Annotated in this window: 10 protein-coding genes; 5 read left to right on the forward strand and 5 right to left on the reverse strand. The window is 72.9% G+C overall.

Features of this window, described 5'->3' with window-relative positions; translation table 11 throughout:
* Positions 1 to 37: 37 nt before the first annotated feature.
* The 3 genes from ABT297_RS02020 (at position 38) to ABT297_RS02030 (ending at position 2,987) form a co-directional block, all read left to right on the forward strand.
* Positions 38 to 973 carry an NUDIX domain-containing protein gene (locus tag ABT297_RS02020; RefSeq protein ID WP_350543530.1) on the forward strand — a complete coding sequence of 312 codons (936 nt, stop codon included), beginning with the start codon at positions 38 to 40 and terminating at the stop codon, positions 971 to 973.
* A gap of 5 nt (positions 974 to 978) precedes the next feature.
* Positions 979 to 1,710 carry an NUDIX hydrolase gene (locus ABT297_RS02025; RefSeq protein WP_350543532.1) on the forward strand — a complete coding sequence of 244 codons (732 nt, stop codon included), beginning with the start codon at positions 979 to 981 and terminating at the stop codon, positions 1,708 to 1,710.
* Between the two features lie 290 nt (positions 1,711 to 2,000).
* Entirely contained in the window at positions 2,001 to 2,987 is a 987-nt protein-coding gene (locus tag ABT297_RS02030) for a CDP-alcohol phosphatidyltransferase family protein (RefSeq protein ID WP_502885472.1), read from the forward strand.
* A gap of 99 nt (positions 2,988 to 3,086) precedes the next feature.
* Here the strand turns inward: ABT297_RS02030 and ABT297_RS02035 are convergent, their stop codons facing one another.
* The 3 genes from ABT297_RS02035 to ABT297_RS02045 form a co-directional block, all read right to left on the reverse strand.
* Positions 3,087 to 4,340, reverse strand: coding sequence for a phosphatidylserine decarboxylase (locus tag ABT297_RS02035; protein WP_350543534.1), 1,254 nt, complete (start codon positions 4,338 to 4,340; stop codon positions 3,087 to 3,089).
* A 140-nt stretch (positions 4,341 to 4,480) separates the two neighbouring features.
* A complete protein-coding gene (locus tag ABT297_RS02040; RefSeq protein WP_350543536.1) occupies positions 4,481 to 4,726 on the reverse strand; it encodes a hypothetical protein in 246 nt (81 codons plus the stop codon).
* Positions 4,723 to 6,771, reverse strand: a complete 2,049-nt coding sequence (locus tag ABT297_RS02045) for a PspC domain-containing protein (RefSeq protein WP_350543538.1) — start codon at positions 6,769 to 6,771, stop codon at positions 4,723 to 4,725. The genes ABT297_RS02040 and ABT297_RS02045 overlap by 4 nt, the downstream gene beginning before the upstream one ends.
* A 158-nt stretch (positions 6,772 to 6,929) precedes the next feature.
* On the opposite strand from ABT297_RS02045, the gene ABT297_RS02050 reads away from it, so the two are divergent.
* Together ABT297_RS02050 and ABT297_RS02055 are read left to right on the forward strand one after the other, a co-directional pair.
* Entirely contained in the window at positions 6,930 to 8,213 is a 1,284-nt protein-coding gene (locus tag ABT297_RS02050) for an ATP-binding protein (RefSeq protein WP_350543540.1), read from the forward strand.
* Positions 8,210 to 8,866 (forward strand): response regulator, encoded by a 657-nt coding sequence (locus ABT297_RS02055; protein WP_350543542.1) that lies wholly within the window; start codon positions 8,210 to 8,212, stop codon positions 8,864 to 8,866. Before ABT297_RS02050 ends, ABT297_RS02055 begins: the two co-directional genes overlap by 4 nt.
* A 3-nt stretch (positions 8,867 to 8,869) precedes the next feature.
* On the opposite strand, the gene ABT297_RS02060 is transcribed toward ABT297_RS02055, so the two are convergent.
* Complete coding sequence (locus ABT297_RS02060) at positions 8,870 to 9,598, reverse strand: PIG-L deacetylase family protein (RefSeq protein ID WP_350543544.1); 729 nt, start codon at positions 9,596 to 9,598, stop codon at positions 8,870 to 8,872.
* Positions 9,599 to 9,624: 26 nt separating this feature from the next.
* Complete coding sequence (locus ABT297_RS02065; RefSeq protein ID WP_350543546.1) at positions 9,625 to 9,918, reverse strand: chorismate mutase; 294 nt, start codon at positions 9,916 to 9,918, stop codon at positions 9,625 to 9,627.
* Between the last annotated feature and the right edge of the window lie 449 nt (positions 9,919 to 10,367).

Below are 10,367 nucleotides of genomic sequence, written 5' to 3' on the forward strand. Positions count from 1 at the left end.
CTTGCGGCCGGTGGTAAAAACCGGACAATTGATCGACGTGACTCCTGCGTTACAGCCGCTGCGGCGCATCGCGGCCTACTGCGTCTGCACCGACGGCGATGGGTTCCTGCTGGTCCGCGCGTCGACCAAGTCCGGCACGCCGGGCGTGTGGTCGCTGCCCGGCGGCGCGGTCGACCACGGTGAAAACCCGGTCGACACCGTCGTGCGGGAGACCGCGGCCGAGACCGGCCTGTCCGTCGCCGTGGTGCGACTGCGCGACGTGCTCGCCGACATGCGGGCGCTGCCGCTGCGGGAGCTGACGATCCACACCGACCGGCTGATCTACGAGGTCTCCGTGCGCGGCGGCGCCCTGCGCGACCGGGTCGGCCAGCCCACCGACCTCGCCCGCTGGGTGACGATCGAGGAGGCGCAGTCGCTACCGCTGCGCCGGTTCACCGCCGACGCGCTCGGCCTGCCCGACGCCACGGCCGACATCCGGCCCGACGGGGTGCCCGAGGTGCCGTCCTTCTACGCGGTGCCGGGCCCCGACGGCCTGCACCGGGCGCAGCGCTTCGCCGCCTACGCCGTCTGCACCGACCGGCGTAGCCGCGTCCTGCTCACCCGCATCGCCGACGGCTACCCGGGCGGTGGCTGCTGGCACCTGCCCGGTGGCGGCACCGACTTCGGCGAGCAGCCCGGCGTCGCGCTCATCCGCGAGCTGGTCGAGGAGACGGGCCAGGAGGGCCGGATCGTCGAGCTGCTCGGCGTGGCCAGCCACCGCGACGCGGCGCAGCTGGGCCCCGAGGGCTACCCGATCGACTGGCACGGCGTGCGCGCCTTCTACCGGGTGCACGTGGCCCGCTCCAGCCGTCCGGTCATCCACGACGTCGGCGGCTCGACCGTCGAGGCGCGCTGGTTCGACCCCGAGGATCTGGACGAGCTGCCATTGACCGAGGTCACCGAGGAGGCGCTGCGCGGCGTCGGCCTACGCTGATCGCCATGACGCAGACTCGGTTGATCACGGTCTACGGGCGGCTGCCGGGCGTGGACGACGAGGTGGGCGGCCCGATCCGGCACGGGGAGAATCCCGCGTCCGCGGTGGTCCGCCTCTTCCGCGACGAGGCCGGGCTGCCGGTGGTGGTTTCGGCGGTACGCGAGGTGCGTGCCCTGATCACCCCCGGCGTCCACGAGGACCGGGTGACCTTCGACGTGGTGCCCGCCGCCAGAGAGGGCTCGGCGGGCTCGGCGCCCGCGAAGGCCGCGGAGCCCGGCGCGGAGTCGGAGCTGCCGAGGGGGCAGCGGTTCGCCGCATACGGGTTCGTCACCGACCCCGCGGGACGCGTGCTGCTGACCGAGATCGCCCGCGGGTTTCCGGGGGCCGGCCGCTGGCACCTGCCGGGCGGCGGCACCGACGTCGGCGAGCAGCCGTCCGATGCGCTGCTGCGCGAGCTGTACGAGGAGACCGGCCAGCGAGGCGAGATCGTCGAACTGCTCGGGGTCACGCACCGGCGCAGCCTCGGGCTCGTCGGCCCGGAGGGGTACCCGATGAACTGGCACGCGGTCCGGGCGCTCTACCGGGTGCTGGTGTCCGAACCGTCGACACCGAGCGTGACGGAGGCGGCCGGCGGGTCAACCGCGGCGGCGGCCTGGTTCGATCCCGGGGAGCTGCCGGGCCTGTCCGTGACCGAGGTGGTCCAATGGGCCGTCTCACCGTCCGCGACGGCGGAGTGACCGTTCTCGTTAATATGGACTTCAGGTTAACGAGAAACTACACCCTGTAGTCCCGTGGATCGCCTCTGGTGGCGGTTTCCTTCCTGAGGCATCGCAAACTGCGACCCGATATGGGATCGTGTAGATCGCGAGATGGGCTCGCGAAACGGACACCAGGGGTCAATCGACCCCGAAACGCGACCGTGGGAACCTCGTTCCTACATGGAGGATCAGTGCCGAGAGCACCTTGGCAGCGACGACGCACCACGGACAGTCCGCGACCCGGCGGGGGCCGGCAGTGGGCGGGACGGCTGCGAAACAGCGGCTCCCTCGCCCGCCAGGTGCTCTTCGCCGGACGCGTCAGCCGTCGCGGTGACGGCAATGTCGCCGGCGCGACCTCGCTGCTCGTGCCCCCCGCAGAGACCGACACCCGCACCGGCCGGGTTCGGCTGCCGCGCCTTCGGATGCGCCGCCGTGACGGATTGTCACGAAACCTGGCCACCGAGGCGATCTCGATCGCGCCGGTCAGCCCGGCCGTCGCCGCCCCCCAGACGGGGCAATCGGCGGCCGGCGTGGTGCACGACGAGTCGGCATCGCTGGCGATCCCGCTGCTGCCCGGCGAGCGCACGATCGCCCGCCGCATCCGGTTCGCGCTGGTCAACGCCTGCACCCTGAGCAGCCTGATGCTCGGCCTGTCGGCGATCTTCATCGCGGTCAACCATGGCGACGTCAGGATCGCGGCCTCGCTGCTCATCGCGTGCGTCGTCTTCGACGGTCTCGACGGCTTCCTGGCTCGCCGGCTCGGCGTCGCGAGCCCGTTCGGCGCCCAGATGGACTCCCTCGCCGACATGTGCTCGTTCGGCCTGGCGGCTCCGGTCGTGGTGTTCGCCTGGCTCAACGGCTCGGCCCCGACCGCCCTGCTCGTGCCGGCCTGCGCGCTGGTCGCGTGCGCCGCGGCGATCCGCCTGGCCCGCTTCAATGTGTCGCCCAAGGACGGCCGCTTCTTCTGCGGCGTGCCGACCACGATGTGCGCCGCGGTGCTGGCCCTGGGCACGCTGATCGCTCCGCAGATGCCGCCCGTGCTGCGCGTGACCGGCGTGGTGCTGCTGGGCCTGGCGATGGTCTCCAGCTTCCCCTACGCGAAGCTGGCCCGGCTGCTCAAGCTGCCGCCGTGGCTGTTGGTGCTGCCGGTCGTCGGCGCGCTGGTCAACTACCAGATGACGTTCGTCGTGGTCGTGCTGGCCTACCTGGTCAGCGGCCCGCTGATCTGGCTGCGCCAGCGAAGCCGCGCCGCCTGACCGGCCCGCGTCGCGACGACGGCCCCCACCCGCGCGGGTGGGGGCCGTCTCAGTTTCTGTGCCTTCGGCGGCCGTGCCGCCTCCGTGCCGTCGCCGCCGTCAGTGCCAGGTGGCGATGACCGTCTGGCCGCCGACCACCCGGTCGCCCGGTGCCACGGCCGGCGTCGCCCGGTCGGCGGGCAGGTACACGTCGGTGCGCGAGCCGAACCGGATCAGACCGAACCGCTCGCCCTTGGCCAGCAGCGAGCCGATCGGTGCCCGCTGCACGATCCGCCGCGCGATCAGCCCGGTGCGCTGCACGACCGCGACCGGACCGTGCGCGGTCTCCAACAGCGTGTACGCCGCCACGTTGTGCTCGGCCTCCGGCTTCATAGCCGCTGCGTATCCGCCGTCCTCGACGAAGTAGTCGATCACCTTGCCGGCCACCGGCGCCCGGTTGACGTGCACGTCGAGGACCGACAGGAACACCGCGATCCGCAGGAACTCCACGTCGCCGAAGCGCTTGTCGTGCAGCCGCTCCACGCCGAGCACCTTGCCGTCGCTCGCGGCCACCACGGCCTTCGGGTCCTCCGGCACGTCACGCTGCGGGTCGCGGAAGAACGCCGCCACGGGGGCCGCGGCCAGCGCCGGGACCAGCCACAGCTTCGACTTCGGCCGGGCCGCCTTGGCCAGCGCGGCCAGGCCGAGCGCGATGCCGGCCGCGGCCACGCCGTTGGAGTCGATGTTCATGCCCCGGGTCAGCGGGACGCTGGAGGGGCGCAGCGCGGGCAGCAGGTTTTCCGCCGCGACGTGGTCGGCCGGGCTGTGCCGCAGCCGATGGATGCGCACCGGCGGCACGTTGCGCAGCACCAGGTCGCTGCCGACGCCGTAGAGCGCGGCCTGCCGCTCGACCTCGTCGGCGGCGCCGCTGGGCAGCCGGGTGGCGGGCACCACCACGGCCAGCACGCCGCCGGTGGTGACGAGCTTGGTCAGGCCGGCGAGCACCTCGCGGGCCTCCTCGGCGCTGCCGGTGAGCGCCTCGGCGTGGATCACCACGTCTGCGGGGTCGGCGCCGTCGACCGAGTCGATCACGCGGGTGCGTTCGGCGACCCAGCGGCCCTGGCGCTCGACGTGCTCGCGCAGGGCAGTTGCGGCGCCGGGGCCGGACCCGACCACCGTCAGCCGGTCGTCCGGCAGCAGCGCGTCGATCGCCGCGGCGAGGGCGGCGGAGCCGGCGGCCGCACCGATCACCAGGCCGGTCTTGGGGCCGCCGTGGCGGGCGAGTTCGGAGGCGAGGACCCGGGCGGCCCGGTCACCGATCTGGATCGGACGGCGGGATGCGCCGGACGTGCCGCCAACGGGAAACTGGGTCATCTCGGAAGGACTCCTCAAGCAGAAGACGGAAAAGGCACAGGACGGAGAAGGCAGCGGACGGAGAAGGCAGCGGACGGAAACGGGCAGCTGGCCGACGGGTCACCTGCCCCGCCGGCCAGCATATTCCGTGCCGCGGTCCGTCAGTCGGCATCCAGGTCGTAGTCGTACGGATCCGCGTTCTGCCCGGCCTTGCCCCGCTCCGACGACTTGTCGGAGCGCAGCGCCCCCACCAGGCCGAGCCCCCCGAACAGGATCAGGCCCACAGCCACGATCCAGCCCGCGTTGAGGTGCACCGAGACGGCCTGGTTGAACAGCCAGACCACCACGATTCCCAGGAAGATCAGGCCGAACGTCAGCGAGACGCCGTCCAGTCGGTGCGGCTTCATCGGGTCACCTTCACTTCGCCCCATTGCATGTCCAGGTTGAGGTGGAGCCTGCCCCCGCCCTGTCCGTCCTTGCCGTAGTCGGTGAACGAGCTGGTCTGCCTGAAGCCGCCGCAGTCGTTTCCGAAGACCCGGCAGTCGCCGCCCTGGATGTGCACGTCCACGGTGACGTCGACCTCCGGCGGTACCACGATGTTGAGACTGCCGGCCCTGACCCGGAACGCCACCGTCACTTCCTGGTCGACGAAGTCGATCTGCGTGAGGTCCGCGTTGACTCTGCCGAAGTCCGTCGAGTACCGCGGCTGCAGGGCCCCGACCGACGTGGGCGCGATGGGGATGTTCCTGGTGTTCCGCGGCTCGGGCGTGCTCGCCGCGGTCGCGATCGCCAGCGCGATGCTCAGCAGGGCGCCGAGCAGGATCAGCACCCGGGCCCGGCCGAGCCACGCGCCCGTGATCAGGCCGAGGGCGGTGATCGCCAGCGGTACCGCGAAGAACGTGCTGGCCTTGAAGTCCGCCACGGTGACCTCGAGCACGGCCAGCACCCCAAGCGAGAGCAGGATCATCGAGAACGTGATCCGCCCGAGCTTCGAGCGCTCCTTCGGCGGCTTCGGCGGGGGGGCTGGTGCCAGCCCCGGGTAGGGCGACACCGGGACGCCGGGCGGCGGGTAGCCGAGGCTCGCCGCGTACGGGCTGGTGCCGGCGTAGGGGCCGTGCGGGGCGAACGGTGCCCGGTAGCCCGCCGGGCCGGCCTTGGGCGGTGGCAGGGGCGGAAAGGGCGGCAGCGGCGGCGTCGGGGGGATCGGCAGCGGATTCGGTACCGAGGGTGCCCGCTCATCTCCCGCCGAGTACGCGGCGGGCCCGCCGGTCGCCGGGAACGCCGTGGTCGGCGCCGATCCGGTGGTGGGGGCGTCGGCGGTCCTGTCCTCCCGCACCGGGCCGGCGGCGGCACCCGGTTTGGTATCGGTGGCCGGGGCGGGGGCCGGCGACGGGGCCCCGAACGGCACAGGTCCGAACGAGGGGGATCCGAACGATGGCGACCCGAACGGCCGGGGCCCGGACGATGCGGGCCCGAACGAACCGGTCGCGCCCGGGCGGGCCTCGAACTGCGCGGCCCCGAACGGCGCCCCGGCCGGGGCGAACGGCCCCGGGTGGGGCGGGTTGGGCCCGGCGGGCGGCACGAACGGCCCGGCGGCCGTCTGCTGGTTGCCGCCCTGCCCGCGCATCACGAGTGTGACCACGCCGATCACGATGGCCAGCCCGACCAGGGCGGCACTGAAGTTCTGCGACATGACGAGCAGGAAGGCGATCACCGCGCAGACGCCGATGACGACCGCCGCCGGCGCCGAGGTGGCCGAGCGGCCTCGGCCGAGCAGCGCATCGAGCGGGGAGCCGGTGTCGCCCTCGGCGGGCAGGAGCAGCCAGCCGAGCAGGTACGCGACGATGCTCACGCCGCCGGCCAGCGTCAGCACGGCGAAGATGACCCGCCAGAGCGTGGGGTCGGTGTTGGTGGCCCGGCCGATGGCCGCGCAGACGCCTGCCACGTAACGGCCCTGCTGCGGCCGCACGAGCAGCGCCCGGTTGAACCCGGCCCCGAACGGTGACTGGTTGCCGAAGGGCGGCTGGTTGCCGAACGGTGGCGGAGTGGCCCCCGGCGGCGGAGGCGGCGGCACATTGCCCGACGGTGGTGTGCCGGGCGGCGGCATACCGCCCGGCGGTGGCGTGCTGCCGGGGGGCGGCGTGGCCGCGCGCGGCGGGGGCTGCGGGGATGGCGTCGGCTCCTCCGCCGTCCCCGGCTCGCCGGCCGGCCAGTCGGCCGGCGAGGGGGTGCCGGCGGCAACGTAGTCCGCCTCCAGGCGGGGTTCGTCGTCGAGGGTGCGGGCGGGGGTCTCGTCGCCGGCGCCGGATGCGGCGGGCCTCGCGGACTCGTGGGCGGACGGCTCGGTCGCGGCCGTGGCGGCCTCGTCCGGAGTGCGCTCTTCCACTGCCTCCGCGGCCCGTTCCGCGGCGGCGTCGGCGGCCGGCTCGTCGGCGGCAGGCGGTTTCGTCATGGCATCAATGCTCGCGGACCCGGCCCGCCCGCCGCCTCAGGCAACGACCCTGACGCCACCCTGATTCTGCGGCTCCGGGGCGCTCGGAGTGGTCCGGCCGTCGCCGTTCGTGTGACGATCTGAGGTACCAAATCCCGAACGGAGCAGAAACGAGCGCAATGAGCAGCCCAAACCCCGCCCGCCGCCTGTACCGCGAGCCCGCCGACCGGGTCGTCGCAGGCGTGGCGGCCGGCATCGCCGCGCACCTCGGCGCGCCGGTGATGCTGATCCGGGGCGCGTTCGTGGTGCTCGCCGTGTTCAACGGGCTCGGCGCGCTGCTCTACGCCGCCTTCTGGGCGGTGCTGCCGCTGCCACCGCACGGCCGCCGCGGCGGGCGCAACGTCAACCAGCTGTTCTCGTTCCTCGCGCTCGGCGTCGGCATCGCGGTCCTGCGCCTGATGGTGCAGCCCGACGGCAGCGTGGAGGCCGTGATCGGCTGGCTCGCCGCGATCATCGCGCTCGGCGCCGGCATCATCTGGCACCAGGCCGACCCGAAGCGGCGGGAGCGCTGGTCGTCGACCGTGCCGGGCATGCCGTGGCTCGGCGCGATGATGGACAACAACCGCAAGTCGTACCTCATCCGCTTCGTCGGCGGCGGCCTGCTGGTCATCGTCGGGATCATCGGCGTGTTCGTGGTCGGTGTGTTCCCGCTGCGCGGCGTGCCGTTCTCCTCGATCGGCTACGGGCTCGTCTTCGCCGCCGTGGCGCTCGCCGGCGTCGGGCTGGCGCTCGCGCCCCTGCTGTATCGCATGTTCACCCAGCTCAGCGCGGAGCGCGAGGCGCGGGTGCGCGAGCAGGAGCGGGCCGAGCTGGCCGCCATGATCCACGACCAGGTGCTGCACACACTGGCGCTGATCCAGCGCAACGCCGGCGACGTCAAGGAGGTGCAGCGCCTCGCCCGGGGCCAGGAGCGCACCCTGCGCAACTGGCTGTACAAGCCCACGGCCTCGGCGATGGAGAAGTTCAGCGCGGCGCTGGAGGAGGCGTCCGCAGAGGTTGAGGACACGTTCGCGGTCGCGGTCGAGACGGTCGTCGTCGGCGACGTGGACGTCGACGAGAAGGTCGGCGCGATCGTCGCGGCGGCCCGGGAGTCGCTGGTCAACGCCGCGAAGCACGCGAAGGTGCAGACGATCTCGCTGTACGCCGAAGTGGAGCCCGACTGCGTCAGCGTCTTCGTGCGTGACCGGGGGGCCGGCTTCGACCTCGCCGCGGTGGACGCCGATCGGCACGGCGTCCGCGGCTCGATCATCCTGCGCATGCAGCGCCACGGCGGCAAGGCCGAGATCCGCAGCACGCCGGGCGAGGGCACGGAGGTGCGCCTCAGCATGCCGATCGACACGGAGGCCCTGCGCCGCAAGCCCGCGGCGCAGGGCGTAGGTCACAGTGAAGGCGGAGAAGGATGAGCACCGAAGAGACCCAGCGGCTGCGAGTGTTCCTGGTCGACGACCACGCGATGTTCCGGGCCGGCGTCCGCGCCGAGCTCGGCCTGCACGTCGACGTCGTGGGCGAGGCGAGCGCGGTCGCCGAGGCGGTGCAGAAGATCTCCGCGATCGAGCCCGACGTCGTGCTGCTCGACGTGCACATGCCCGACGGCGGCGGCCGTGCGGTGCTCGACGCGATGCGCCGCAGCCACCCGCACGTGCGCTTCCTGGCGCTGTCGGTCTCCGATGCGGCCGAGGACGTGATCGGGCTGATCCGGGCCGGCGCCCGCGGTTACGTGACCAAGACGATCTCCCCGGACGAGCTCGCCGACGCCATCCGCCGGGTCGCGGACGGCGACGCGGTGTTCAGCCCACGCCTGGCCGGCTTCGTGCTCGACGCGTTCGCCGCACGACCGGACGCCCCGGTGGCCGACCCCGAGCTCGACCAGCTCACCAACCGGGAGCGGGAGGTGCTGCGGCTGCTCGCCCGGGGATACGCCTACAAGGAGATCGCGAAGGAGCTCTTCATCTCGATCAAGACGGTCGAGACGCACGTCTCCAACGTGCTGCGCAAGCTGCAGATGTCCAACCGATACGAGCTGTCCCGGTGGGCCGCCGACCGCCGGCTGGTCTGAGGCTCAGGCGGTCGAGAAGATCGAGAAGCCCTCGGCGAGGCGGCCGTCGGGCAGGCCGCCGGCCCTCGCCACCATGGCGTGCCGCCCGCGCAGCATCTCGTCGAACCCGTCCAGGTGCGACGTCTGCGACACGTGCGCCCGCAGGGCCGCCAGCTTGCGCGGGAACACGTCGGTGACGTCGACGAAGTGGTCGGGGTTGGGGCCCCCGCTGTACCAGATCTCGCGCACCGTCCAGGGCTCCAGCCCGATGTCGGTGAACGTGAACGGGTTGCGCGCGTCCGGGTAGACCGCGCAGGTCGTGGCCTCGCCCGCGGCCAGGTGGTCGGGGTGGCTGGGGCCGACGATGCGGTCCCAGCGGCGCAGGGGAGAGCTGGTCAGGATCCGGTCGGGCCGGAAACGGCGGATCGCCGCCGTGATGTCCCTGCGCAGCCCGATCGTGGGCTCGAGGATGCCGTCGCGGTATCCCTCCAGGAACTCGACCTGCTTGACGCCCACGATCCCCGCGGCCGCCCGCTGCTCCGCCTCGCGCAGCGCGGGCATCTGCTCGCGGGGCGTGTCGTCGAAGCCGCCGGCGTCGCCCCGGGTCACCAGCAGATATGCCACCTCGATGCCGGCATCGACCCAGGTCGCGACCGTGCCGGCCGAGCCGAAGTCGACATCGTCGGGGTGCGCGAGCACGCACAGCACGCGCTGGACGTCGGTCAGGGGCGCGGCCGAGGGCGGAAAACTCATGTATCTATTAGTACCGCCCCCGGGACCTACAGGGGGCCCCGGCCGGCGCGCAGGATCAGCAGCGCGAGCTGCGTGCCGTCGGCGCCGAGCTCCTTGCTGAAGCGCTCGAGGATCTCGCGCTCACGGGAGAGCACGAGCCGGGTGCCGCCGGCTGCGATACGGGTCTTGCCGACCTCCTGCGAGATCGCGGCGCGTTCCTTCCACAGCGCGACGATCGCGGCGTCGATGTCGTCGATGCGGTTGCGCAGGCCGGCGATGTGGTCGTCCGGGGAGCCCTGCTGGGCGTCGGCGGGCTGCTGCTCCATGGTGATGGCGGCCATTTCTCTGCGTCCTTGTCGGATCGGTCCGGTGCTCCGCTCCCGGGAACGCGAACGCCCCGGGCTCGGAACCCGGGGCGTCGGTAGGTTTTGCGATCAGGCGCTACCCACGGCTGCCGGACTCCGGTAGCCGTAAAAAAAGTAGTGGGTCGCCCGCTCGATCACGTAGCCGAGTATGGCACGCGGTCAAGCGCCGCGGGAAGATCTTCCGCAGGTTGGGACGCGCCGGTCCTCGGCCATCCGTACAACCGCACATGGCACGCCGCCGGAAACCGCGCCCCCTGCCCGAAGCAGGCAGAAGTGTCCGCGCAGCGGACATGGGGCCGGGGGCGCCGCCGGCTAGAAACCAGCCCGGCGCCCCGCGCCAGAGGCGCCCACACGAGACGGCGCCCAGGGCGCAGGGGCCGCGCAGCGCAGGCGAAAGTGTCCGCGGAGCGGGCATGGGGGGTCCG

Origin of the sequence: Dactylosporangium sp. NPDC000555, assembly GCF_040300025.1 — a bacterium.
Classification (GTDB): Bacteria; Actinomycetota; Actinomycetes; order Mycobacteriales; family Micromonosporaceae; genus Dactylosporangium.